The 23,117-nt window shown below is 48.7% G+C and carries 30 protein-coding genes and 2 pseudogenes; 18 read left to right on the top strand and 14 right to left on the bottom strand.

Annotation, left to right across the window (positions count from 1 at the left end):
* Positions 1–32 precede the first annotated feature (32 nt).
* A pseudogene (locus tag M8T91_RS06745) lies at positions 33–695 on the top strand (IS3 family transposase); the annotation flags it as partial.
* A gap of 193 nt (positions 696–888) precedes the next feature.
* Here the strand turns inward: M8T91_RS06745 and M8T91_RS06740 are convergent.
* The 13 genes from M8T91_RS06740 to M8T91_RS06685 all read right to left on the bottom strand — a co-directional run bounded on the left by M8T91_RS06740 (position 889) and on the right by M8T91_RS06685 (position 8,416).
* Positions 889–1,302 (bottom strand): hypothetical protein, encoded by a 414-nt coding sequence (locus M8T91_RS06740; RefSeq protein WP_301418071.1) that lies wholly within the window; start codon positions 1,300–1,302, stop codon positions 889–891.
* Positions 1,303–1,390: 88 nt separating this feature from the next.
* Positions 1,391–1,843 (bottom strand): DUF2846 domain-containing protein, encoded by a 453-nt coding sequence (locus tag M8T91_RS06735; protein WP_301418069.1) that lies wholly within the window; start codon positions 1,841–1,843, stop codon positions 1,391–1,393.
* Between the two features lie 199 nt (positions 1,844–2,042).
* Positions 2,043–2,420 carry a D-Ala-D-Ala carboxypeptidase family metallohydrolase gene (locus M8T91_RS06730; protein WP_301418067.1) on the bottom strand — a complete coding sequence of 126 codons (378 nt, stop codon included), beginning with the start codon at positions 2,418–2,420 and terminating at the stop codon, positions 2,043–2,045.
* Positions 2,421–2,518: 98 nt separating this feature from the next.
* On the bottom strand, positions 2,519–2,929 hold the full coding sequence (locus M8T91_RS06725; protein WP_301418065.1) for a hypothetical protein: 411 nt from the start codon (positions 2,927–2,929) through the stop codon (positions 2,519–2,521).
* A 121-nt stretch (positions 2,930–3,050) separates the two neighbouring features.
* Positions 3,051–3,404: a hypothetical protein gene (locus M8T91_RS06720; RefSeq protein ID WP_301418064.1), complete on the bottom strand. Its 354-nt coding sequence runs from the start codon at positions 3,402–3,404 to the stop codon at positions 3,051–3,053.
* 413 nt (positions 3,405–3,817) lie between these two features.
* The gene (locus tag M8T91_RS06715) at positions 3,818–4,207 is read right to left on the bottom strand and encodes a hypothetical protein (protein ID WP_301418062.1); all 390 of its coding nucleotides are present in this window, start codon (positions 4,205–4,207) and stop codon (positions 3,818–3,820) included.
* A 17-nt stretch (positions 4,208–4,224) separates the two neighbouring features.
* Positions 4,225–5,610 carry a replicative DNA helicase gene (locus M8T91_RS06710; protein WP_301418059.1) on the bottom strand — a complete coding sequence of 462 codons (1,386 nt, stop codon included), beginning with the start codon at positions 5,608–5,610 and terminating at the stop codon, positions 4,225–4,227.
* Positions 5,607–6,065 carry a hypothetical protein gene (locus tag M8T91_RS06705; protein WP_301418057.1) on the bottom strand — a complete coding sequence of 153 codons (459 nt, stop codon included), beginning with the start codon at positions 6,063–6,065 and terminating at the stop codon, positions 5,607–5,609. Before M8T91_RS06705 ends, M8T91_RS06710 begins: the two co-directional genes overlap by 4 nt.
* 146 nt (positions 6,066–6,211) lie before the next feature.
* Complete coding sequence (locus tag M8T91_RS06700) at positions 6,212–6,574, bottom strand: hypothetical protein (RefSeq protein ID WP_301418055.1); 363 nt, start codon at positions 6,572–6,574, stop codon at positions 6,212–6,214.
* A complete protein-coding gene (locus tag M8T91_RS06695) occupies positions 6,565–6,891 on the bottom strand; it encodes a helix-turn-helix domain-containing protein (RefSeq protein ID WP_301418052.1) in 327 nt (108 codons plus the stop codon). The genes M8T91_RS06700 and M8T91_RS06695 overlap by 10 nt, the downstream gene beginning before the upstream one ends.
* A gap of 13 nt (positions 6,892–6,904) precedes the next feature.
* Entirely contained in the window at positions 6,905–7,114 is a 210-nt protein-coding gene (locus M8T91_RS18890) for a hypothetical protein (protein WP_367317759.1), read from the bottom strand.
* A gap of 300 nt (positions 7,115–7,414) precedes the next feature.
* Entirely contained in the window at positions 7,415–7,675 is a 261-nt protein-coding gene (locus tag M8T91_RS06690) for a hypothetical protein (RefSeq protein ID WP_301418050.1), read from the bottom strand.
* Between the two features lie 447 nt (positions 7,676–8,122).
* Positions 8,123–8,416, bottom strand: coding sequence for a hypothetical protein (locus M8T91_RS06685; protein ID WP_301418048.1), 294 nt, complete (start codon positions 8,414–8,416; stop codon positions 8,123–8,125).
* A 127-nt stretch (positions 8,417–8,543) separates the two neighbouring features.
* On the opposite strand from M8T91_RS06685, the gene M8T91_RS06680 reads away from it, so the two are divergent.
* From M8T91_RS06680 to M8T91_RS06605, 17 genes and pseudogenes are all read left to right on the top strand, one after another.
* Complete coding sequence (locus M8T91_RS06680) at positions 8,544–8,717, top strand: hypothetical protein (RefSeq protein ID WP_301418046.1); 174 nt, start codon at positions 8,544–8,546, stop codon at positions 8,715–8,717.
* 612 nt (positions 8,718–9,329) lie between these two features.
* Complete coding sequence (locus M8T91_RS06675) at positions 9,330–9,761, top strand: hypothetical protein (RefSeq protein ID WP_301418045.1); 432 nt, start codon at positions 9,330–9,332, stop codon at positions 9,759–9,761.
* A gap of 372 nt (positions 9,762–10,133) precedes the next feature.
* The gene (locus M8T91_RS06670; protein WP_301418043.1) at positions 10,134–10,439 is read left to right on the top strand and encodes a helix-turn-helix domain-containing protein; all 306 of its coding nucleotides are present in this window, start codon (positions 10,134–10,136) and stop codon (positions 10,437–10,439) included.
* Between the two features lie 69 nt (positions 10,440–10,508).
* Positions 10,509–10,859, top strand: a complete 351-nt coding sequence (locus M8T91_RS06665) for a response regulator transcription factor (protein WP_301418041.1) — start codon at positions 10,509–10,511, stop codon at positions 10,857–10,859.
* Entirely contained in the window at positions 10,856–11,185 is a 330-nt protein-coding gene (locus tag M8T91_RS06660; protein WP_301418039.1) for a hypothetical protein, read from the top strand. The genes M8T91_RS06665 and M8T91_RS06660 overlap by 4 nt, the downstream gene beginning before the upstream one ends.
* Positions 11,182–11,493, top strand: a complete 312-nt coding sequence (locus M8T91_RS06655) for a DUF6378 domain-containing protein (protein WP_301418037.1) — start codon at positions 11,182–11,184, stop codon at positions 11,491–11,493. The genes M8T91_RS06660 and M8T91_RS06655 overlap by 4 nt, the downstream gene beginning before the upstream one ends.
* 240 nt (positions 11,494–11,733) lie before the next feature.
* The gene (locus tag M8T91_RS06650; RefSeq protein ID WP_301418035.1) at positions 11,734–11,961 is read left to right on the top strand and encodes a hypothetical protein; all 228 of its coding nucleotides are present in this window, start codon (positions 11,734–11,736) and stop codon (positions 11,959–11,961) included.
* 27 nt (positions 11,962–11,988) lie between these two features.
* Positions 11,989–12,453: an XF1762 family protein gene (locus M8T91_RS18885; RefSeq protein ID WP_367317750.1), complete on the top strand. Its 465-nt coding sequence runs from the start codon at positions 11,989–11,991 to the stop codon at positions 12,451–12,453.
* On the top strand, positions 12,450–13,574 hold the full coding sequence (locus M8T91_RS06645; protein WP_301418032.1) for a hypothetical protein: 1,125 nt from the start codon (positions 12,450–12,452) through the stop codon (positions 13,572–13,574). Before M8T91_RS18885 ends, M8T91_RS06645 begins: the two co-directional genes overlap by 4 nt.
* 22 nt (positions 13,575–13,596) lie before the next feature.
* Complete coding sequence (locus M8T91_RS06640; RefSeq protein ID WP_301418030.1) at positions 13,597–13,815, top strand: hypothetical protein; 219 nt, start codon at positions 13,597–13,599, stop codon at positions 13,813–13,815.
* On the top strand, positions 13,796–14,776 hold the full coding sequence (locus M8T91_RS06635; RefSeq protein WP_301418028.1) for a hypothetical protein: 981 nt from the start codon (positions 13,796–13,798) through the stop codon (positions 14,774–14,776). The genes M8T91_RS06640 and M8T91_RS06635 overlap by 20 nt, the downstream gene beginning before the upstream one ends.
* A 637-nt stretch (positions 14,777–15,413) precedes the next feature.
* A complete protein-coding gene (locus M8T91_RS06630) occupies positions 15,414–15,866 on the top strand; it encodes a DMT family transporter (RefSeq protein WP_301418026.1) in 453 nt (150 codons plus the stop codon).
* 324 nt (positions 15,867–16,190) lie between these two features.
* A protein-coding gene (locus tag M8T91_RS06625) for an IS3 family transposase (RefSeq protein WP_301418024.1) occupies positions 16,191–17,265 on the top strand; the annotation gives its coding sequence in 2 pieces (ribosomal slippage) (positions 16,191–16,444 and positions 16,443–17,265; 1,077 coding nt in all).
* A 196-nt stretch (positions 17,266–17,461) separates the two neighbouring features.
* A pseudogene (locus M8T91_RS06620) lies at positions 17,462–17,689 on the top strand (IS256 family transposase); the annotation flags it as partial.
* Positions 17,690–17,982: 293 nt separating this feature from the next.
* On the top strand, positions 17,983–18,489 hold the full coding sequence (locus tag M8T91_RS06615) for a hypothetical protein (protein WP_301418022.1): 507 nt from the start codon (positions 17,983–17,985) through the stop codon (positions 18,487–18,489).
* A 694-nt stretch (positions 18,490–19,183) separates the two neighbouring features.
* Positions 19,184–20,294 (top strand): IS3 family transposase gene (locus M8T91_RS06610; RefSeq protein WP_301413887.1). Its coding sequence is split into 2 segments (ribosomal slippage): positions 19,184–19,437 and positions 19,436–20,294, totalling 1,113 coding nucleotides; the frame shifts between segments, so codons are not numbered across the junction.
* Positions 20,295–20,609: 315 nt separating this feature from the next.
* Positions 20,610–21,355 (top strand): IS5 family transposase gene (locus M8T91_RS06605; RefSeq protein WP_301418020.1). Its coding sequence is split into 2 segments (ribosomal slippage): positions 20,610–20,895 and positions 20,895–21,355, totalling 747 coding nucleotides; the frame shifts between segments, so codons are not numbered across the junction.
* Between the two features lie 279 nt (positions 21,356–21,634).
* Here the strand turns inward: M8T91_RS06605 and M8T91_RS06600 are convergent.
* The gene (locus M8T91_RS06600; RefSeq protein WP_301418018.1) at positions 21,635–23,089 is read right to left on the bottom strand and encodes a right-handed parallel beta-helix repeat-containing protein; all 1,455 of its coding nucleotides are present in this window, start codon (positions 23,087–23,089) and stop codon (positions 21,635–21,637) included.
* Positions 23,090–23,117: the final 28 nt, after the last annotated feature.

Genomic DNA, 23,117 nt, shown 5'->3' with positions numbered 1-23,117 from the left:
CAAATTGCCTCCGACAAACTCGGGGTGATTCATTCGACAAGTTGTTCAAAATTCTGCGTCGCTGGGGGCATGCCTGGAATCACAAAAGAGTTCACCGCCTGTACTGCGAGTTAAACCTGAATAAGCGTCGTAGAGGCAAGAAACGGCTACCCAGCCGCAACCCGGAGCCGTTGTCGGTTCCAGCTGAGGTGAACCACTGCTGGTCGATGGACTTTATGAGCGATAGCTTGTTCTGTGGTCGCCGCTTCCGGACCTTCAATCTGGTAGATGACTTCAATCGGGAAGCACTGGCCATCGAGATCGACCTGAACCTGCCGGCACCACGGGTGATCAGGGTGCTTGAGCGGGCCGTGGCCTGGCGGGGCTATCCCAACAAGCTGCGAATGGATAATGGCCCGGAGTTCATCTCCACCGCACTGGCTGAGTGGGCGGAGGAGCACAGCATCGAATTGGAATTTATTAAACCAGGCAAGCCGACACAGAACTCGTACGTTGAACGGTTCAACCGCACCTATCGTGACGAGATCTTAAACATGTATGTGTTCCGCACGCTGAACGAGATGCGGGAACTGACCGAAAACTGGATCAGGGAATACAACGAAGAGCGGCCACATGACTCACTGGGAGATCTCACTCCCTGGGAGTATCTGGCCAAACATGAAGGGCTAGAAAACTCTAATTTAGGGTGTCACTAATTAGGGGAGGTTTACAGAATCAATTCTGCGTCGTTTACCTACATTCAACATCAAAAACAGCTAGTTACATAGATTTGGCACAATCGTACAAAATGTGATCACTCTACCCAGAGTAAAAAACCGGCTCAGTGGCCGGTTTGTGTCGTTGCACGGTGGTGTGGGGAGGGCGGGCTAGAAACCCGCCTTTACACGATTAACTTTTTATTGTCTGCACTGCCAATGATAAAGCTATTGCTACGATTGAAGCTAAAAGTAAGTAGCAAAAGATAACCAGCGCCCAATGATTAAGGCTCGAAGAACCCTTTGAAAGTAAATTAATGGCCTTATTTTCAGCTACAGATGGAAAATATGTCTCAAGCCAGAATCCTAACTTTGGTTTCTTATTATACAGAGTGGTAATACATAGGCAGAAGCAGGAAATAAACATCAGAAGCGCAATTGTCTCAAATAGAACACTGATTCTTGCCATATCGATTTCAGCGATGGCCTGTGCGAAAAGTACCACGATATTTCCCACAAACAAAAAAGCTAGCCACTTTAAATAAAACGATGGAGCTCTGGTTGGTAGTTTTGAGTTCGCCCAGAACAGTGGATAGTCGATTCTCATAATCAGCCTGAGTAAGTTAACATTTATATACTGATCACCATGACCACTATTATCCTGATTACTGTCTCGGAAGCAATGCTGTGTCTTGTTATGGGCGAGATAGCTTGAGTTTCTTCAAATCAATTTGTGCATCATCAGCTTTAACTTCAACAAGATAATAATTTCTTGGCGCATACAAAGCTGGAAGATTCAGCTCTTCAATAGAACCAATAACCCATTTCAGATAGTACGATTCATTTTTTTTGAGGCTTTTATTATAGGTTAATGGTTCAAACCCATTGCTTCCATCCCCAACAGTAATTTCATGCTTCATTGCTGGGAGTTCGTATACTAAATACCCACCATTTTTAAGTGAGCCTGAATTTTCACCATTGATATATACAGCTGGTGCTACGCAGCAGTTAATGGCCCTTGATGGGCGGTAGATATAAACCACTGATGAATCTTTTAGTGATTGTGTATGTTCCTGATATATTGGTCCATTAGCAGAACATCCTAACAAGCCAAAAGCAAGAATAGTTAAGATATAAGTTAACTTCATGGGTTTAGTAGCTCATAACTTTAATATACTAATCGTCGTGCCCGCTATTATCCTGATTATGTCTTCGAAATCAATTCTGCGCCAATTACAAAAAATCCTCATTAAAATCATACAGTTATAATAGGGTCTTACGCAGGTTCACTTTGTTTCCCAGGGCATCTCCAACCCTAACTGTGATGCCCTCCATACGCTCCCCCCCTCAATAACTCCAGACAGTAGGCCGTGTACGCTCACCCGGTATAGGCCCAAGATCATCCAGATGCAGGAATCTGCCCTTGTGTGGACCATGCTGCTTTACCCCAATACCGGTAAACCCTTCCTCTATCGCGATCCCCAGCAGCTCATAGGCACGCCCACCAGAAACTGATACATCCACAGCCTGACCGGTAGTGTGTGTCATGGTCGAACCAAGACTGACGCAGCGGTCACGGCAGCGATAACCGGAGGTGATCACCATAGGCCTGGCAAACCGCTCCCTGACCCTGATCAAACGGTGGAGCGTATCATCCGAGAAATGGATTTCCCCGCAACAACGGCAGGACAACTCCGCTTCCGTGAAGTAGTCGTTTTTAAACATTGGATTCCCAGAAACGAAAAAGCCCATACTAGGCGGGCTAAGAGTAGTATGGACTGCCCCATGGAAGAAGAAACGTCTGGAGCTATCTGCCTAATTTGTTATGTAATTATTTCCACCTCACCGAGACCCGTCAACAGGTGCTTTTTAAAATCAGTGAGCTTCTCCAGTGGAAACACGAAAATTGGACATTTTCCTGGTGCCGTTTGATTATACGGAAGTGAAAAATAGCATTCATTTTCCACGGCTTCTAGAGCGATCTTTTTAATCTTGATTACAGAAATATTATTTTCCCCAAAATTAATTTTTCCATTCGTAAACTTTACGTAGCCTACCGGATCACTCACTTTCTTGGGCCCGCTCCCTCTTATCAGAGTTACGATCAGAAAAATATTAATTAGGGGTATAACTATCAGAAAATTGAAATCTTTCCCTGTAATAACAATATACAAGCCATAAATGACAATTGCAGCTGCTAATGCTGCCAATAATTTTTTCTTATTTTCTTTCATAGATTTCCGCAATTAAATAACATCCATAATAGTGATCACCATGGCCACTATTGTCCTGATTACTATTTTCTGAGTAAAAATACAGACTAGAAGCACTTCCTTACCTGATTGGCGTACAGTTTCAACTAATTCCTTGAAGACTGGCACCACAATAAAAACAGTTTGGGCGGGATTTTTTTATCTGATGCCCACAATCTGGGCATTTCTTTCCCGCTGTCAAATTTACCTTCCCATCTAGCTTTCCGTCACGCAGATCAATTTCAAGCATTTTTTCTTTAAGCTGTGCTTCAGAAAAACCTGTTGTTCGCTCAAGCTCTTCAAACAATGCGTGACATAGCAAAGAAAGGCGATCCAGTTTTTCTTCCAATTCTCTAACTGACCGAAGTGCTAATGCAGAGTCGTTCTTAGCATCACTACTTCGTTTCTGATTATCTGAAATCTGGCTCTGTTGAAAAGCATCCCATAACCATGACATAAACTTATACTTCCTTCATCTCTCAACACTCGCAGCACCTAAAAGTTCGAAGTGAAATGGGAAATCATTCTGCAAATTTGCACTTATTTCATACCCAGCATAGGGCGAACCAATGGAAGACAACAACTCTATAGGTGAGACTAATTACCGCATTTAATAATCATACCCATAAACCGACTTTAAGGGCAAGCTCACGAGAGCCCGCTGGGAGAAAGCTCGAATACAACCTAGTCCAGAGTAACACTTTGGGCTACTAAACTGAGTTACAGCCACAAAAAAGCCCCGACAGGTTAACCAGCCAGGGCTTTCAAAGGGGGGGTATGGTCCCGCTGCGCATACTTCGCGACAGCTTAGCTGAATATAGTATCTTCACGCCTAGGCTGTCAATACATACAGCTTGTATTTAAATACAGTTATACTGCATTATCCGCCAAATAAAGTGCCTCTACCGTCCCCTCGATTAAGTTGCACATATTCTCCACCCAGGCCTTGGAGCGTCTCACCCTTGTGCAAGTGTCTCGCATTTCCCACCGGTAGTAATACCGCAACCAAAAAACCTTCCTCTCCAACGCAGCCTTCTCCTTGCCCTGGCGCCTGGCAATCACATTCAGGTAAGCCAATACTGCTGCATCCGTGAGTGCTGCTCTCTCGTAATCTATCGGGTCCGGGCTCTCCCTGCACCCTGATAGCATCCTTCGGCCAAATGCCGCCATACGGGGCCAGTTTACCGAGTCCCCTGCCCGTTCAGGATAGGCCCTGGACCACTCCCACAAGCGCTCGCGAATGCTGATTTCATTGACCATCTTTTCCCCTATCTCGATTAACCAACGAATTGCCGGAATCTCTTAGACGGCTCAGCCTGGTGTACCTCCGCCGTCCATACATCCATGCGGAACTGGTTGAGCTTGGCTTTGAGGTTGTCGATACCTGGCTCTCCACGGCGGTGCTTTGCAGTGATCACTTCCACCAGTCCTGGGTTTAGGGAATCGGGATTGTCTTTGTCCTCCCGGTACAACAGGGTCACTATGTCGGCGTCCTGTTCAATAGAGCCGGAATCCCGTAGTTGGGATATATTGGGTCGGCCACCCTTGGACGCTTCACGGTTGAACTGGCAGAGTGCCAGTACCGGTATATCCAGCTCCTTTGCCAATGCCTTGAGCCCGGCAGAGACGCAGGCCACTTCCCTCTCCCGGCTCAGGCCATCTCCACGCACCTGCTGCAGGTAATCCACCACAATCAATGACAACGGGCTCTTGCGGTGTTCACGGCGAGCACGACTGGCAATCTGGTTGATGTGCAACGCGCCCTGGTCGTCCACTCCCATATCTATGCCCTTAAGTTTGCTTACGGCATAGGTCAAGCCCTGGCTGTGCTGGGCGTAGAAGCCTTTGCGGTCATCTGAGTTGTCAGAGTCGGCAAGACCTACAGGGATGCGTCCAACCATGCCCACCAAGCGGCGATAAAGCTCCCGGCGGCTCATTTCCAGAGAGAAGACCAGGGCGCGGTTGCCATTGAGCGCATTGTGCGCAGCCACCTGCATGGCAAACACGGTTTTACCAGTTCCAGTGGTACCAGCGAGGACTACCAGCTCCCCACCACGCAATCCCTTCCAGCGGCGATCTATGCAATCCCAGCCCGTGTGTACCCGCTTGATCTGGTCACCGGTCTCCAGGCGGTTCCAATCCTGCAGAACCTCCCTGGCTGCCCCGTCCAGATCTTGAGGGCCTGTACCGGTATCGCGAGCACGCTCCAGATCAGACAGGCTGGTTTGGTGTGCGCTGATAATTTCCTTCAACGGGCGAACAGGTGCGGCGTATACGGCCTTGCCAGCCTCATCCAGTGCGGCCAAGAACTTGCGACGGTTTGCGTGGTCAGCGGCAATGTGGGCATAGGTTCGTACATTCGATGCCCCCGGAGTCTGCTCACACAGTTCAGCCAGGTAAGCAACGCCTCCGGCAGCTCTCAGCTTTTTGGTGCGGTTCAGCTCCTCACCCACAGTAAACGCGTCCACTGGCTGGGAGTTCTCTGCCAGGGATTTGATGGCTGTGGCAATGGTGCGGTGTGGTGCAGTTATAAAATCCGCCCGGCCTACAATCTCGAATACGTCCTCGATGGCGGAGGGGTTGATCAGGAGTCCACCAAGCACCATCTGCTCTGCAGCGATCAAGGTGTTCTGCTCGCTCCTGTTCAGTGGCTTGGCCATCATGCTGCTGCTCCCTTTGCGTTTTCGGTGATGCGTGGATAATTATTCGGGTCGGTCAACCACTCCAGGTCGGCTCTGTGGGAACCATTCAGCCACTGCTGGCTGGCACAGAAGGCGAAGAATTCATCAAACCAACCCAACTCGCGGTTTGCGCGTTGCGTCCACAGGTAGGTCAGGAATTCCCGTCGTCGGTCACTCAGGGCTGTCACCGGCACGTTGTTGGGCAGGTTGCGGTGGTAAGACTCGACAATCCGGTCAAATGGGATGATCTCCGGTCGCTCGTCCTCCCAGCGGCGCTGGTTCAGGTAGGTGGTCGGGTGCAACCGGTCAAATCCGAATTGGTTGGCCAGCAGGCGATGTTCGATATCCTCGGCAAGCAACTCAGCAAACGACTCAGCATCCCGTTTGGATTTTTTGAGGTTGACCAGGAAGGCGGCGTGGGCTTTTTGCTTGCCCACCTTGGGTAACCCTGCTGACCAGAATCGATCAAACGCCGAATCGATTACGGACTTGGTTTGATCATCTGGAGAATCGCCCGTGTTTTTATTCTGATCTTGGTTAACTGATAAATTGGTATACTGATACGTCGGATTTTTTTCCGACCCTACCTCGGATTTTTTTCCGACCCTCGGATATTTTTCCGAGGTGCCTCGGATTTTTTTCCGGCCTCAGCCTTATTCCACTCGAAGCCCTTCCTGGTCACACGGTAGTGATCACCGCTATTGATTACTTTTCGATCAATCAACCCCTTGCGAATCAGCTGTGTGCCCAACCTGTAAATGGTGTCTCTCTTGTCAGAGAGAATGGGCAGCTCCTCGATGATCTTGCCCTTGCTGAGATACCAGTAGCCGTCCTGCTTGTCCGCCCAATACGCAGCATTCAGGATGAAAGAGAACAATGTGGCCTGCTGAAGGTTCAACTCCCACTCGATGCTCTTGGCCTGGTTTATGGAAAGTGTTAATTCCATAATTCACCTCCGTTCACTTCTGATGCAGGAGGCTCACTACCCTTATCCAGAGTCAGTAGAAAAATATTGCAAAAATTTAGGATATCGCCTTGCCCATTTTCATGGTGGGCAATACGCAGAAAACCTTTATCTTGCAACGCCTTGATATGCCGAATGGCAGGGCGACGGCTCATCTCACACTGGTCAGCAATATGCTGATAACTAAGCCTGCACTCACCCTGATCGTTAGCGTTGTGAGCCAATTCCAAAAGCACCAGAGTACGCAGTGGATTACCCACCTTGAGCTTCATGGCTTTGGCCATCAGTTCCATACTCATTACATATTTCCCTCTATGAGTCCAAGTTGGTGGAGACTATCAGGGCGTATTCTTTGCACCCGGTAAATCCCTTTCTTTTTTTCTTCAACCAGCCTTTTCCTGCCAGCGATGTGGTTAGCTTTGATACTCGGGTTTTGTCTTTGATTTGCGCTCTCTCCGCCAATAACTCCAAGCTGGGGCAAGTGGTGCTAGTGCCCTTTTCCAGAAAGGAAAACAAAGACATAAGGACGCGACGCTCGGGGTCAGTGAGACGACCATCGGTCAATACCTCCAGAGGGGCGACAATAAGGCTCATTTTTCACCCCCATTCAAAACAGCAGACTTGCGATAGGCTCGGTCAGCATCCGCCGCCGCCTTGATTTGTTCAGGTGGGATTTGGAGTAAGGCCCGCGCCAACTCACAAGCCGGAAGGCCCGTTTGTTGTGCGCGTTCATTCACGCAATACAGGACAGATCGGAGTCTTCCATTATCGCCTCCGTCCGCTTCTGCGGCTCAGCAATGACTAGTTGATTAATTCATTACCTCAATTCATTAGAGTGGAAGCGGCGAGTCGCTCCAGATCCTCACGCTCGCAATCAATAACATTGGCCCACCCGTCTGCGAGCTCGGCACCAAGGGCGGCCAGCTCCTGCGTAGTGGGATTGTTGTCGGGGATGTGGACAATGGTACGAAACAGCGTGCGCAGCTTTTCTACGGTTTCCAGGCTAACGCCAGCGAGCTCAAGGGATTGGGTAATAAACTGATCTGCCCGAGCAGCAGGCACAACTGGGGCGTGGTTAGGCATGATAGCCTCCTTGGATAGCGGGTTGTTCGCCACACAGGAGGTCTCAATCTCGATTGGGTGGCGGGGTAAACGGGTTGAGACTACCGCTCCAAGTAAACGGCGGACCCGAAGGCCCCCCGAATACCCCACCATAACAAGGAGGTTTCGCGCACAAAAAAAGACGCATACAGCTATAGGCGTCTTCCTGGCGCCTTGGAAATACGGGGTCTCAATCCCGGCTCCCGATTTTGCGAGAGCGGGATAAGCATAGGACCGTTCTCCGATCTCTGTCAACCGGGGAAATGGGCTTTTCCGTATAGACGCCTGTTGCATTTTCTATGCCTTCCACCAATAACTTTTGCAATGATTCAGTACCGATTTCTCCCGGCTGTCACACCACTGGGCAGGTGTCGCCATTCCCGGTATGCTGGAACTTCCAATACCAATAACAACAAGGAATTAGTTATGTCATTGATCGACAACGGTACCCTCGATCTTCTGTGTCCAAAGTGCAGCCGCAAGCAAAAAAAGCGGTTCACTTGGCTCAAATACAACCAGCATTTCAATTGCTCCTGTGGAGCCCGTGTCGAGATTGATGCAACGCAGTTTCAACGACAGATCGCCGAGATTGGCAAGGCTATTCAGGATCTCCAGAGGAGCCTTAAGAACCTCAAAGGCTGAAAGGCTGCCTTTAATATCCTGCAACCTGCCGAGGATCGGTTCCGCATCTGCTTGCAACCATGTTGTCGTGTGCTCAAACATTACTGCTCTCCTATGCCCACCCCCAGCAGGCCGTAGACAACTCTGCTGGCTGTGACACCACTCCCCAAGTGACGGGTTTACCGGTACACTGCATGCTTCCTCACCAGCAGCAACACAGATTTTCCCTATGGACGACTCAGACGAGCGCATTGCCGCAGATATCCTAATTGCCTCCCTTCAGCGCGGCGGAGGAAACTCCTCACACTGGCCATCAGGCGATATGATCGAAGACGACGCCGAGAAACTTGCCAATGCCTTCCAAGTGATTTACGACGCAGTGCGCAACGCGCATAAAAATTAGTGCCTGGACTACTAGCCCGGCCCGAGCTGGGCTTCATCCATTGTTTTGTTCAAACAGCACGAAATCCTCACTAGCGATACGGGAAGAAAGGATTTCAACTACTAGTGCTCTCCCCTGCTCCGTTTTGAGGAATTCCGCGCCCTCATCCTGTATGCTTTACCTGTCCATCGTTTTCTCCTGTATGAATGACCATGGTTGGCTATTGATTAACCAAGTCCTCCCTTGCCTCCATACTGTTATTGGTGGCAGCTTCAGGTCCCTCGCCCCAGATGTCCGGACGGATTTCTTCCAGAGTTAGCTTTCCCTTGAGGACTACAGCCAACTTACGAGCCAGCTTGGGACCAGGAGGTTGTTTACCGTTCCCATACGCAATGCGGTTTAGGTAGGCGCCAGTAGTCCCCACTTGAGCCGCTAAAGCAGAGCGCTCGACTAAGGACAGAGAACGTAGGTAGAGGTGTATGCTCATGACAAAACTATACATTAAATGTTTAGTTTATGGCAAATATTATTTATTTTTTAGTTGTTTCTTGGCGCACGGCAAAACATACGAGGATAGTTTTTGCTCGCTAAAGGTTTGATAGAGTTAGAGGAGAGCCAGAGATTTGTACAAAGATGGACATTAACGATATTCGACGGGCAAATTTGCGCCGCATAGCCTCCAACTATAAAAGTCGAGCAGAGTTTGCAAGAGTACTAGAGCGATCTGAGCAACAGCTTTACTATCTGATTGGACGCTCGGCAAGCAAACCTATAGGCGACCGTATTGCCCGAGATATTGAGAACCAACTCGACCTACCCCGCGGTAAACTGGATCTTTTAGAGGAATCGACAAAAACTCCAGCCACTGCATCCGATGGTGTGAACTTAGAGGTGCTGCAGGACTGTATTGTTGCTGTCGAAGGGGAAATAGACGCTCAAAAGCTTGAAGGCATTCCCGCAACCAGAAAAGCTCAGGCGATTGCGCTTGCCTATTCTGCAACCATGGCCAGCGGTAAAACCCAGGTTGTATCAGTGGATTTTATAGTGCGCACCCTTGCCCGCTAAACACACATACACCCCTATAGCTATTGTCTACTTTCCAGCCTCAGCCAGATTCACTTGATACCAACAAGAGTTGTCATCATTAGCCCATATTCCTGAGCAAGGCCGTTTGATACAGTGCCGACATTGTTCTGGAATGACTGCCATCAAACTCGCTCGTGCAATAGCTCTCGCTTCAGCACTTATTATCTTTTGTTCCTCGTCCAGCAACTCGATAAGCATCATGCCCTCCCAAAACACATCATGTGTAGTACACAACATTCATGTCGTGAACCTCATCACCATACGGGTTTAAATCAGGTTAAGGAAGAGTAAAATTTATACACTTTTGAAAGATTTAATGCCAAAACTCTTAATATTTTGCCGAGTTCTTCGATGCACCAGCTTGGCTCGATAATTAAGCAACACCGTGAACTTCTCGGACTGACTCAACAAGAGCTGTCTGCTAAGCTTTATATTCCGTTGACCCAACTGCAACGAATTGAGCAAGGGAAAGCTAAAACTATTTCCCCTGTTTTATTGAGGAAAATTGCTCTAATCCTCGCACTTGACGGCAATACCCTGCTGTCAGTCCCTCCTCGCCCAGGCTCTTTACAGCACCAGATAGAGCTGTTGCCCTCCCCAGCCAAACATCACCTTATTAAGTTTCTCAAAGAAATAGCCGCCGGTTTTGAAAATTAACTAAACATTTAATGTTTACTTATCTAAATACTGTGTGTAGAGTTGGTTAGACCCTTTTGGAGAACGGCCATGCACGGCACCAGCTCAACCCCTAAGTACAGGAAACTGGCCCCCCGCCAGGCAGAAGCGCTGACACACCGCGCTCGCGGGCTTAGCAATGCTGAAACTGCCGCCGCCATGCACTGCTCTATCGCCAATGTCGCCAACCTCCTCAGCGAATGCTTCTTTAAATTGCACGCCCGTAACAGTACCGATGCCGTCGCTAAAGCCATTAAACACGGACTGATCCAGTTCACTCTCGTCGCTTCAATCATTAGCGGTACTGGCACCGATACCCAGGAGCAACTCCGTACCCGCTTCCAGCGCAAACCCACCATTAAAACTATTCGCATACGTAACCAGGGAGGGAATGCCGCATGAAGGGCATCGAATTTAGATCAATTCCGATCACCGACCCTGAGGAAAATCCCAACAGGCCGGTGCTTAGCAAAGAAAACGTTGTGCTGCAGGGCAATATCCTTGGGCGGATAACTTGCCAACGTGGGCTCGACGGCAGCCTGAACTACCACGTCTGCCTGAATGTAAACCTCTCCAGTGCTCTGGGGGCAGGCCTGGCACAGGGCCACGGCTCAAACCGCACAGAGGCCATACAAAACGCCCTCATCAAAAGCCGGGAAGCTGCAACTGATTACCTCACAGCCCTCGATCACCTTGCACACCAAATCAATGGGAGCGAAGCCGCGTGAGCTCTGAAACGGTTTCACCACCAGACAACAGCGCCCACGCCTTCCTGAAAAAAGCCGCTCAGCATATGCGCGACCGTGCTGAACAACGTGATGCGGGGAATGGCGAGCGCTCCATGGCCAAAACCATAACCGCATTCAATGCCCTATACGGTACCAGCCTTACCGAAGAACAGGGATGGCTGTTTATGGTGCTACTGAAGCAGTCCCGTGCAAGCTGCGGGGTGTTTGTACCAGACGACTACGAAGACGGTGCAGCGTACTTTGCCCTGGCCGGTGAAGCCGCAGCAAAAAACAGAAAGGAGGAATAAATGTACGTCTATACGCAAACTGAACCGGGACTATGGACCGTTGGATTTTATGAGCCAAATGGTAAATGGGTGCCGGAGTCAGATCACACAAGCACCGAAGAGGCAGCCCAGCGTGTTGCATATTTGAACGGAAGCAAATCGGAATAACTTTCCACCGCGCCCCTGGCGCATTCAGTCAGCTGTACCCCCAAGCTTAGGGCCTTTGGTACTGGGCCCCTTTTTTAAAATCTGGAGAACCTAATGAAAAGATACACATTTTTTTGTGGCGCATATAACTTGATGATGGGCGGGATAAAGGATTTTCGAGAGTCATTTGAAACCGAGGAGGAAGCAAAGGAAAAGGCAGAGCAAATAGCCAAAGACCCCTTTGTAGATTGGGTGCAGATCTTTGATAAAAAGACCGACACCGCAACAATTTATAAAGTCATCAACGGCAAGTTGGTGGAGTGTGAGGCCGACACCGAATAAAAAGCGTGCTCAGCGGAGGAAAAGCGCATGAGTTTGAGGATAACTCCAATTACGCTAGCTGAGGCAAACGCCTTCATTTCAATAACTCACCGACATCACAAAACAGTTCCAGGCCACAAGTTCGCAATTGCAGCAAGCAACAAGTGTGGCGTACACGGCGTTGTAATTGTAGGTCGTCCGGTGTCGAGATTTTTGGATGATGGGTGGACGCTGGAGGTTAACAGGTGTTGCACTGATGGGGCCAGAAATGCCTGCTCCATACTATATGGCGCCGCTTGGCGAGCAGCTAAGGCTCTGGGTTATCGAAAATTGATTACGTATACCCTGCCATCCGAAGGTGGGGCCTCACTGCGGGGTGCAGGATGGTCTTTGATCGGAAAACGTGGGGGAGGCACTTGGAACCGCGAATCCAGACCTCGAGTTGATACCCACCCAACCGGGCAAAAACTTTTATGGCAAGCACCCATGAATAATGTGGAGGCTACCCGGTGAGACTCTGGCAATCCCTCACCGGCATCGCCGCACTCATTTTCTGCGGCACCAGCCTCGCCTTTACTGTGCAGCTGTGGATCGCTATACCCAGCACTACCGGCAGCCAGGTAGTGGCCGGCCTTGCCGCCGTTGCTCTCGAACTGTGTAAGTTCTCTTTCGCGCCTCTAGGACTCTGGTTGCGTTCTCATGGACAGCTCAGCGGCCATGTACTCCTCGCGCTCTGGCCATTGCTGGTGGTGATCAGTATTGTCGCCACCGTTGGATTTCTCGCCACACACAATGAAGAACAGCAGCAGCGCAGTACACAGGGCAGCCTGGAATACCAAGCGCTTAAACAGCAGCTCAACAGCATTAAAGAGCAGATCAACAGCCTCAACGACCTGATCGCCACAGACGCAGCCAACGGCTATCGCCAGCGGGCCATTGATACCACCGTTCAGTTGCGCGCCCTGGAAGCCCAACGCAGCCAGTTGATCGAAAGCCTATCCATAGCCAAACCAGGCGCCAGCACCCACGGCGCATTCAACAGCCTGGCCAGCACGCTCAACATAGACCCCGTGCGATTACAGCACGCCGGATTCCTCGCCCTGGCAATCATCACAGATGTAGTAGGGCTGGTGGCGTTACTAGCGTTTAACGCTGCCTCAACGGTTTGTAAACGTTTAGCTAAACGGTCTAAACGGTTTTCAACGCCAGACAAACAGTTTTCAACGGATTCTAAACGGTTTTCAACGGATGCTAAACAGTCGCCAACAGAGCCTAAACAGTTGCTAAATGACGCTAAACAGCTGCCAACAGTCGATAAACGGTTTTCAACGGAAACTCAAGAATCTTTAACGGTTAGTAAACAGTCAGCTAAACGGCCTAAACGGTTTTCAACGCCAGTTAAACAGTTGTCAACGGAGCCTAAACGGTTTGTAAACGCTGGTCTCAGCCAGGAACAGATCGAGCTGGCCAACCGTATTTGCGCCGGCGAATTCGGCACCCGACCCGTGTTGCGCAACATCATCAAGTGCATTCGCGGTGGATACCCAGCCGCCAAACCAGTTTTCGATGCACTGGAACAGGCAGGGGAAATCACCCGTGACGGCCAAAGGTTTTGTTTGACTGGACGCCGATAACATAACCAATAGGAGACCAGTGATGGCGGTAACTGGCGTGCTAACAACCGACGACCTACGGGGAATATTGGGGAAAGAAAAGCCCTCAGCAATTGAACGCTGGTGCCAACAGAATAATGTTCGATATTTTCGTGGCCCAGATGGCCCCTTCACAACAATGGATCTTTTACATGCCTCTGTGGGTTTTATACCTAACCGAGGGTTTGAGCAGGAAAGCGACAATGAATGGCGTGACGCTTAAAAAGCGCGGAAGAAAGCGGAAATACGACTCAACTATTCCAGCGCATATTGATCAGACCAAGATTCCTGATTCCATTTACTGGCACAATACCTCTCGAATTTGGCGCTTAAAAACCACTAAGGAAAATGGTAAAATCCAGCTACGCCGAGTGGCTGGCCAGGACGCCACCAATGCGGACCTTCTGCGAATCGCAGCCGATGCCATGAAAGTTACTCCAAAAGACTTTGACTGGTTACTGTTGCAGTTCAAAGAGTCTCCTGAGTACATCAGACTTAAACCTCGCTCAAAAAGCCAATTCGACGGTGCTATGAGTGCTCTTGCCAACACCTTGGCCGTGAATGGAAAACGTGTTGGCAATCGACCTCTCCGATGGTGGACGGCAGGCAAGGCACAAGCTCATATTGATGAGATTGCTAAAACTCGTGGTCCCAGTGCTTCCCGTGTCACCCTTTCCTGGTTAAAACGCTGCTGGAATTGGGGCGCCAGCCTTGACTACTGCACAAGTGATGTTGTCGCCGTACTTAGGAAGCCTCTTGAGCGGGCACAGGAACTCCGCAAAGAGGGTGTGAGTCGTTCTATAGACAAGAACACCCACAACCATTTTCTTTCATTCGTTTGGAACGCCGGACAGCTCCCGACACGCAGTCAAGGCAGCACGCCAATTTACGTTTGGCTCGCTTTAGAAATTGCCTATTTGTGCAAATGTCGTACAATCGAGGTGACATTCGAGGATCGAGGGAATGACAGGCGCCGATACCTCACGCAAGCGCGGGAACTAGAGGAAGGGCTGCGCATCGTCAGAGCAAAAGGTAGCCGCACCAATATCGTCAAATGGACCCCCCGCTTGCGTCAAGCAATAGATATTGCCAAACAATTCCGATCAGAGCGATACAAATCTTTAAATATCCCCACGCCCATTGACCCAGAGGATTGCCCTTTAATCGTCAATGACAGCGGCTGACCCCTCACTGCCTCCGCCCTTAGAAGCGCATTTGGACGCATTCGCAAGAGGGCCGTCGAGGAGGGTTTGCTTTCGGAGGCAGAAAGCTTTACACTCCACTGGATGAAGCATACAGGGGTTACCAACAGCCCCGGCAATCGGATCGAAAAGGCGGAAGAAGCAGGCCACAGATCTTTGCAGCAAAATGCCAATTATGACCATGCCGAAGCAATTGTTCAAGCTACTGAGTAACTGGTCATACGTCCAGTTTTAGCGCTCAAATCTTGTGTAAAATTCCCAAAAAACCCACGGTAAAATGCGGGCTACAGAGGGAAAGGGTGTAAAATTAATTGCTCTTCAAGCCGCGCCATTACTACATCAGTACCACACCTGTTAATCATTGGGTCGCTGGTTCGAGCCCAGCAGGCGGAGCCAAAATAATCCCTTGGAGTTCAATGAACTACAAGGCTGAGAAAGGCGAGATCAAGAAATTGATATCGCCTTTTTTCGTTAGAATGTCCACAAAGTGTCCACAGAATCAAGAAATCTTCGACCCAACCTATCACTGCAGGATGACTATTAACTGCGCTGGCTTAAGTGCTTTTCTGAGGTGCCCTCTCGGGGGACTGATCCAATAGCCAGAATTGAGGTTTCACAGATGCCGAATTCGTTTTTGTATCCATCCATAATGCTGGTCGCTGGTGTTGGCATTCCCGTGATGGCAACTCTAAACGGCGGGCTTGGTGTCAAACTAGGCAGTTCTACACTTGCAACCATAATAATGTTTTTTGTTGCGCTGCTGATCTCCGCCATATACCTGTTGAAAACAGAGGGCTTGCCCACGGAGCTTTTTCAAGAGGAAACTCCCTGGTATTTCTACCTGGGAGGAATCCTGGTTGCTTTTTATGCTCTCAGCATTACTTGGGTATCCCCAAGGTATGGTGTCGGTAATGCAGTCTCCTTCGTCCTGCTCGGGCAGCTTCTTGCCATGTGTATTATCGATCATTTTGGCTTCTTCGGTGCCCAGCAATCTTCACTGGATACCAAGCGACTTATCGGTCTAGTCATGATGACTATTGGAGTGTTCCTTGTAGTGAAGCGCACTACCTGATCCTTTCCTCCAAAAACCCCGTGGTTACTGGCTTTAAGCCATTTTGGCCTGTGAAAAACTTCTTCATTTCTCTTCAAAAGTGTTCATTTTCTGAAATCCCGAAAATCGCTATATCCCACGGCTGGTGGGGGTTTGCGATATTTTCCAATTTCACTGGGTAATGTAAAGCCCAAAACCGACAGGCGTGGGGAGGAGTAACCAACAGCTCTTTTTGATGTGCAAATAATGATCATTTAGGCATGGACAGTAATGGGGTAATCACCCCGAAAACCCACTGGAACCAAAAGTAGAATTTTCCCGTAAAATACGCGCAGGAGATTCTGCATGAAAAAATCGAAGTACAGCGACAGCCAGATTCTGGCGATACTCAAGCAGGCCGAAAATGGCGTGCCAGTGCCTGAACTATGCCGAGAACACGGTATGAGCTCAGCGAGCTTCTATAAGTGGCGATCCAAGTACGGCGGCATGGATGCCTCAATGATGGCCCGCCTGAAGGAACTGGAGGATGAAAATCGGCGCCTCAAGAAGATGTATGCCGAAGAGCAGTTGAAGGCTGAAATCGTTCAGGAAGCTCTGCAAAAAAGTGGTAAAGCCATCTCGGCGAAAGGAGATGGCGCGGCAAGCCGTAGCCACACGGTACATCAGTATTCGAATTGCCTGTGCTGCTTTCGGTGTCAGTGAAAGTTGCTATCGTTATCAGCCTGTTCTCAGCGATGAAAACGAGGAGATTGCCGATTGGCTTATCCGGTTAACAAATGAGCAGAGTGACTGGGGCTTTGGCCAGTGCTTTCATTACCTACGCAACGTGGAGGACGCTCAGTGGAACCACAAGCGCGTTTACCGGATCTACTGTGAGCTGGCGTTAAATATGCGAATAAAGCCAAAACGTCGCCTCAAGCGCCAGGCACCAGAACCTCTGAAAGAACCAACAAAAGCGAACCAAGTATGGTCAATGGACTTTATGCATGACCAGCTAAGCGATGGCCGGAACTTCAGGCTGTTCAATGTCATTGATGATTACAGGCGTGAAGGACTGGCAATCGAGGCCGGTTTTTCACTGCCAACGATACGTGTGACTCGCGCTCTCAACCAGCTACTTGAATGGCGGGGCAAGTCCAGCATTATCCGCTGTGATAATGGCCCTGAGTTCATCAGTCATGAGTTTGTAGCATGGGCGAAAAAGCGGCGAATACGGATCGAGTACATCCAGCCAGGCAAACCACAACAAAATGCTTATATCGAGCGAGCCAACAGAACCATTCGGTATAGTTGGCTCAGCAAGCACCTCTTCGACAGCCTTGAAGAGGTTCAGGATTATGCAACTGAATGGTTATGGTTTTACAATCACCGCCGGCCACACAAAGCAAATGGCGGTAAACCACCGTTGATGGTGGCTTAACCTCTACTTTTGGTTGCGGGTAAAAATGGGGGGATTACCGAGTTGTCCGTTTTTTATGATTGGCCTTCCTCAAGTTAGAAGTTAGTAACGATCCTTTAAAGTGGTGTGGGCAGGCTAGAAACTCGCCCTTACCGAGTATAGGTAGTGTTCAGAATTCTGTGTCATTTCTTTGCCATTAGCAAAAAAGAGATGATCCATGACTAAACCTACCTTCGATATGGAGGCTGCTGTCCAGGCGCTGTGTGAGGGCAAAAACCTCAGCGGTAAAGACGGTATCCTGACTCCACTGATCAAACAACTCACTGAAACTGCCATGAGAGCGGAGCTGGAGGACCACCTCACCAGCTAGGATAAGGCCAACCGCAAGAATGGTACCACTTCCAAAACCATTAAAAGTCCCGTTAGCAGCTTTGAGCTGCAGTCCTTGGTTGTAGTCTTTTCCTCATATTTCTTCTTCGAGGGGTATTTCTTGGTCAAGAGAAAGGACGCAAGATTGAGGTGTTTTTAGGGTTTTTCATCGCGGCACTAAATTTTCTTGAGTTTTATGAGGTGTCAGAAGCATTTGCTGACCTCCAGCGAACTCTGTTTATCTTAGAGGGCCTTGAAGGTCTTATTTAAATGTGCTTGACTCTATCTGAATTATTTTGCAAAAAACCTTACACAAGGTAATTTTTATTTATCTTGTACTCCATCTGATTTATTTATAAGGACATAATTATGAAATTAATAATAAAAATTCTTCTAACTTTTATTGCTAGTTTTTCAGGTTTATCTATTGCATACGATGGAAGTGGAACTGCTGTTGTCGATGTAACAGGAAGTCTTACAGGTGCTGGCAATGGTCAAGGTTGTTGGAGCTACGACCCTAATAACGAAATAACTTCAATTTCTGGTGAAGTAACCGTTGTCATTGATGGTTTTATTTTTCCTATAGCAAATGTTACAGCTTCAATTGATTCAGACATTCCAGCTAACTCATCAACAGGTGGAATGTTTGTGATCACCAGCTGTACTAATAATGGTGGTCTTATTGATGGATGTGCCGCATTGCCAGCAGTAGGTGTGCTTACCCCATACGACTCTCATTCAACTTCATTTAACGGTAGTTCTTTTCCAGTAAAGGTCACTTCAGCTACAGTAGCGCCTAACCCCCTTAACCAACAGCCCTTTACAACAAAAGTAACCTTTAATTTATCCCCTCCTGCTCCTGGATGTACACCATAAAAGAGGAAACGGTATATGAAGCATATTATACATTAAAGTACGTAGTTTGAGCACCGCTAAAACCTATAAATCTTGATCATAATACAAAGGGCGGCCACCACCGCCCTCACTGTTTATAGTAAATGATTCTTAGCCGTCATCAACAACTCACAGAGCTGGCAAATGATCTGGTTTGATCCCAGTTGCGCCGTAAGCGAACTTGCCAGATCATGAATACGATTTCTATTAGAGGCGCACAAAATAGCCAGTCATCAAAGCTCAAAAAAGAGTATTGTCAATCGAAAAATGCTGTTTATGTAGTGATCTACTAAACTCGGATACCAATATAGGTGATTTATAATTCCTATTTCCAGAATCCGGGGAGGCTGTAGTGCTGCTGCTCAAAGGCCAGCGACTGCGCTTCTTATAGGAAAAATTCAACGCGGTGTCGATGATTGCTGCATAGTTAGGCTCGATTGAGCTTTCCCATCTACATGCTGAGCTCGCTGGCATTCCGTTCATGAGTCAGCCACACAGGTTGTTCCTTGCAATCAAAGGCCGGTAAAAATCCACTCTATCCTCACCAGGAGGAGCTACAAAAAGACAAGAAAGGGACCCCAAACCATGGTAAGTGCATATGTAAACCTCCCTTAAACTAGGGGCATCCACATTTAGAGTTCTCCGGCGTAAACTACGCTCACACGGAGAGCTAATAATGAAAAAATCGCGCTACACGGAAACGCAGATAGTAAAGATCCTGAAGGAAGTAGAAGGCGGCAGACTGGTCAAAGAAGTCTGTCGGGAGTACGGGATATCCGACGCTACCTACTACAACTGGAAATCCAAATACGGCGGTATGGAGGCGTCCGATATCAAACGGCTCAAGGAACTGGAGGAAGAGAATCGTCGTTTGAAGGCGATGTTCGCTGACCTCAGTCTGGAACATAAGATCCTCAAAGATATCGTTGAAAAAAGCTGTAAAGCCAGCGATTAGGCGAGAGCTGGTCGACTATGCCCGACAAGAGCATAGTGCCAGCCTTCGCATGGCCTGTCGCGCAGTTGGCATAAGCGATTCAGTGTATCGGTATCGGCCCATTCCCAACCGGAATGATGAGGTGATCGCCAAGCTCCAAGAGGCAGTGGAACGCTACCCAGCTTACGGGTTCGACAAGTTGTTCAAAATTCTGCGTCGCTGGGGGCATGCCTGGAATCACAAAAGAGTTCACCGCCTGTACTGCGAGTTAAACCTGAATAAGCGTCGTAGAGGCAAGAAACGGCTACCCAGCCGCAACCCGGAGCCGTTGTCGGTTCCAGCTGAGGTGAACCACTGCTGGTCGATGGACTTTATGAGCGATAGCTTGTTCTGTGGTCGCCGCTTCCGGACCTTCAATCTGGTAGATGACTTCAATCGGGAAGCACTGGCCATCGAGATCGACCTGAACCTGCCGGCACCACGGGTGATCAGGGTGCTTGAGCGGGCCGTGGCCTGGCAGGGCTATCCCAACAAGCTGCGAATGGATAATGGCCCGGAGTTCATCTCCACCGCACTGGCTGAGTGGGCGGAGGAGCACAGCATCGAATTGGAATTTATTAAACCAGGCAAGCCGACACAGAACTCGTACGTTGAACGGTTCAACCGCACCTATCGTGACGAGATCTTAAACATGTATGTGTTCCGCACGCTGAACGAGGTGCGGGAACTGACCGAAAACTGGATCAGGGAATACAACGAAGAGCGGCCACATGACTCACTGGGAGATCTCACTCCCTGGGAGTATCTGGCCAAACATGAAGGGCTAGAAAACTCTAATTTAGGGTGTCACTAATTAGGGGAGGTTTACACATACTTGTGAATGACCAACAAGGGGTTTATTCTCAATCTAGCCCTGAGAATGTGAAAATACCAGCAGAGAGGTTGGTAGGAGCGCCACCCTCTTTAAGACATCGACCATAATAGAATAACGGAGGAAGACATTGTATTACAATTTTACAGGATTGAAATATGATATCTCTGCTCCTACCGACTATCGTGCCGCTGCCAAAACGGAACTACCTCCATTTCTTTTTCATTACATTGATGGCGGTTCTTATTGTGAGCATACACCAGGTCCTGTTCACACTAAATCCTGTATAATCCCTTCATGGAAATTACAGCGCAACAATACAAAATTATCGAAGATTTTCTGCCCCTCCAGCGCGACAACATGAAAATATCCAACTTACAAATGCTGAACGTCATTCTTTACATAGCCGAGCATGGTTGCAAATGGCGAGGTCTGCCGAAGAAATTCGGCCGTTGGGCCAAGCAAAGTGTACTGGATAGGATCTTTCCAGCCCTCCAGGAAAATAATGTGATCAATATCCAGGTCAATCATATCTCTCTTGATTCTACGGCTGTTAAACTTCACCCAGACGGCACTGGCGCGTTAAAAAAAATGGTCCCCAATCTATCGGTAAATCACGAGCAGGATGGAACACCAAGATTCATATGGTTGCAGCCGGCCACAACCGCGCCGTAGTATTTTCGCTGTCACCGGGGCAGGTTGGAGACGCTCCGGAGGGCCGAAAGCTGCTGAAAAGCCTTGAGAACTGCGGTTGGGATGGTGCCAAAGTGATCATGGAAAAGGCATACGAGGGTAATGAAATCCGGCGGTTGGGATTCGATCTGGGCATGGAACCTGTCGTGCCATCGAAGAGAAACCGATTGAGCACCTGGAAATACGACGTAGAGGCATACAAAAAGCGAAATGAAGTGGAGAGGCTGTTTCGACGCCTGAAGGGCTTCAGAAGAATTTTCTCTCGTTTTTACAAACTGGATGTTGTTTTCACGTTTTTTATTCACTTTGCGCTTATTGTCGATACTTTAATTAGTGTGAACAGGCTCTAGTATCCCAAAAACAACTACAGAAGGTAAGCCCCTGTATTTATTGGTTTTTAGGAGAAATACACTTCCCTGCAAAATTAACGGTCACGGTGAACGAAATTTTCCTTCCCATTTGGTTACATTAGCGATGGAATCACCCCCACAAAACTACTCACCATAGCCCTTTGAGAGATGATAGTGATCTCTTCAGTTCCAGCACTCTGCCAGGCGGCAGTCCATGTCGTGAATCTCAGGCTCTCCACACTCAATAAGTTCCGCCATATTACGACACAGCTTCATCAGCTAGGGATTTTCGTTGCTCGGCCCTGGCCTCTTTCCATCTGTGAATGCCCCTAAAGTCTCTCCGTGGTACCCACCATTTATTGCAAACGTACTCTGTGGAGTGAAGTCCAAACTTTCTGAATCTGAAAACAGGGGATCCATAAACTTAGAGACCTGGTCAGGGTCAGATTGCAAGTGTGCATGAAGCGTGTCGGTGAAAGCACTTGTCCAATCGCTAAAATTATTAAACGTTTGAGGATTGGTGCCTCCAAGGTCCAGCAGCCATTCGGGGCCCGTTGAGGCACTGTAGTCTGTGTGCCAGAAAAGGTTGTAATCCATCTCACTGATATTAGTTGAAATACCCATTTGGCTGGAAGCACGGGTAATCAGGAGGTCTCGTTCAACATGACTGAAAATATTATTGTAAATGGTAATGTCGATAATACCCGAGAGATTTACCGCAATACGCTCGATATCGTGGAAGGTATTGTTGACGACACTGAGGCCTTGCGACTGCTCGCGGGTGTCTCCCATGTCCAGGTCAATAGCACTGGCTGTTTCAAGGAATAAATTGCCCTGGATTTGCAGTTCGCTTAACTTGCTGTTGGCAGAGGAGGCGCCATTCAGAGAATGGGTTAGTCCGACAACCGCCTTGTCGAGCAGCTCGAAGTGATTGTCTTGAATCATAATACCTGACAAGTGTTTATCGTTTTGAGCCTGGAGCCGAACACCGGTGTCGGAATTGGAGAAGTGGTTCTGTCTGATGACTATCTCCGAGATGTTTTCGCTGTCAGCGGTAACGATGGGGGTGGTATTTTCTCTGTCGCTCTGGTAGATGTCGTGAAGTAAATTGTTGCTGATTTCAACTTGACTGGTCCGCGACAGTCTGATGCCGCCAACATTTGTGTCGCCATATACATGATGGATATGGGTGTTACTAATCTTGATACCGCTGGATGCACAATCGCCGAGCGATGATGAAATTCCAGATGAGTGTACATTTCTGATCTCCAGATTTTCAATAACAACATGGCTGGCACACAAAAGATAAATGCCAACGACGCTGTCTTCGTCGGTCGAGGTAATGCCCTGGTCAATAACCGGTGCAGAGGTGTCGTTACTTGTATCACCAGCAATGCGGATAGGGGCGTCTGCCGTTCCGCTGTTAGCCAGTGTAAATCCTCGTATGGTTTCACCGGGGAAGCGATAGTTAGTTCTGTATTGGCGACCGCCTCTGATAAGGATAGTATCGCCTGCCCGCACTTCATTCAGCGCATCCTGCAGTGCTTGGCTGTCATCCACAACGTAGGTTTGTGCGCTTGGGGGCGGTGGCGGCGGCGTCTGGGTGTCTGGAGTTACAACAGTGACTTCTCCGCCAGACTCGGATCCACTGCAGGCAGTAATCGATATGGCTGCATATGCTGCAACAGAAAGGTGGAACAAAACCCTTTTAGTTTTCGAGATGGTAGTGAACATTTTATAGTGTGCTCAAATTAATAGTTGT

Source organism: Microbulbifer sp. MI-G (assembly GCF_030440425.1).
Classification (GTDB): Bacteria; Pseudomonadota; Gammaproteobacteria; order Pseudomonadales; family Cellvibrionaceae; genus Microbulbifer; species Microbulbifer spongiae.
Note: the sequence above shows the minus strand (reverse complement) of the source record. Positions and strands in the feature narration are given on the sequence as shown.

Bases quoted from the DNA above. Each gene is read 5' to 3' on its own strand.
- M8T91_RS06740 (WP_301418071.1), bottom strand. From the start codon at position 1,302: ATGAGAATCGACTATCCACTGTTCTGGGCGAACTCAAAACTACCAACC.
- M8T91_RS06735 (WP_301418069.1), bottom strand. From the start codon at position 1,843: ATGAAGTTAACTTATATCTTAACTATTCTTGCTTTTGGCTTGTTAGGA.
- M8T91_RS06730 (WP_301418067.1), bottom strand. From the start codon at position 2,420: ATGTTTAAAAACGACTACTTCACGGAAGCGGAGTTGTCCTGCCGTTGT.
- M8T91_RS06725 (WP_301418065.1), bottom strand. From the start codon at position 2,929: ATGAAAGAAAATAAGAAAAAATTATTGGCAGCATTAGCAGCTGCAATT.
- M8T91_RS06720 (WP_301418064.1), bottom strand. From the start codon at position 3,404: ATGTCATGGTTATGGGATGCTTTTCAACAGAGCCAGATTTCAGATAAT.
- M8T91_RS06715 (WP_301418062.1), bottom strand. From the start codon at position 4,207: ATGGTCAATGAAATCAGCATTCGCGAGCGCTTGTGGGAGTGGTCCAGG.
- M8T91_RS06710 (WP_301418059.1), bottom strand. From the start codon at position 5,610: ATGATGGCCAAGCCACTGAACAGGAGCGAGCAGAACACCTTGATCGCT.
- M8T91_RS06700 (WP_301418055.1), bottom strand. From the start codon at position 6,574: ATGGAATTAACACTTTCCATAAACCAGGCCAAGAGCATCGAGTGGGAG.
- M8T91_RS06695 (WP_301418052.1), bottom strand. From the start codon at position 6,891: ATGAGTATGGAACTGATGGCCAAAGCCATGAAGCTCAAGGTGGGTAAT.
- M8T91_RS18890 (WP_367317759.1), bottom strand. From the start codon at position 7,114: ATGTCTTTGTTTTCCTTTCTGGAAAAGGGCACTAGCACCACTTGCCCC.
- M8T91_RS06690 (WP_301418050.1), bottom strand. From the start codon at position 7,675: ATGCCTAACCACGCCCCAGTTGTGCCTGCTGCTCGGGCAGATCAGTTT.
- M8T91_RS06685 (WP_301418048.1), bottom strand. From the start codon at position 8,416: ATGTTTGAGCACACGACAACATGGTTGCAAGCAGATGCGGAACCGATC.
- M8T91_RS06680 (WP_301418046.1), top strand. From the start codon at position 8,544: ATGGACGACTCAGACGAGCGCATTGCCGCAGATATCCTAATTGCCTCC.
- M8T91_RS06675 (WP_301418045.1), top strand. From the start codon at position 9,330: ATGGACATTAACGATATTCGACGGGCAAATTTGCGCCGCATAGCCTCC.
- M8T91_RS06670 (WP_301418043.1), top strand. From the start codon at position 10,134: ATGCACCAGCTTGGCTCGATAATTAAGCAACACCGTGAACTTCTCGGA.
- M8T91_RS06665 (WP_301418041.1), top strand. From the start codon at position 10,509: ATGCACGGCACCAGCTCAACCCCTAAGTACAGGAAACTGGCCCCCCGC.
- M8T91_RS06660 (WP_301418039.1), top strand. From the start codon at position 10,856: ATGAAGGGCATCGAATTTAGATCAATTCCGATCACCGACCCTGAGGAA.
- M8T91_RS06650 (WP_301418035.1), top strand. From the start codon at position 11,734: ATGAAAAGATACACATTTTTTTGTGGCGCATATAACTTGATGATGGGC.
- M8T91_RS18885 (WP_367317750.1), top strand. From the start codon at position 11,989: ATGAGTTTGAGGATAACTCCAATTACGCTAGCTGAGGCAAACGCCTTC.
- M8T91_RS06640 (WP_301418030.1), top strand. From the start codon at position 13,597: ATGGCGGTAACTGGCGTGCTAACAACCGACGACCTACGGGGAATATTG.
- M8T91_RS06635 (WP_301418028.1), top strand. From the start codon at position 13,796: ATGAATGGCGTGACGCTTAAAAAGCGCGGAAGAAAGCGGAAATACGAC.
- M8T91_RS06630 (WP_301418026.1), top strand. From the start codon at position 15,414: ATGCCGAATTCGTTTTTGTATCCATCCATAATGCTGGTCGCTGGTGTT.
- M8T91_RS06615 (WP_301418022.1), top strand. From the start codon at position 17,983: ATGAAATTAATAATAAAAATTCTTCTAACTTTTATTGCTAGTTTTTCA.
- M8T91_RS06600 (WP_301418018.1), bottom strand. From the start codon at position 23,089: ATGTTCACTACCATCTCGAAAACTAAAAGGGTTTTGTTCCACCTTTCT.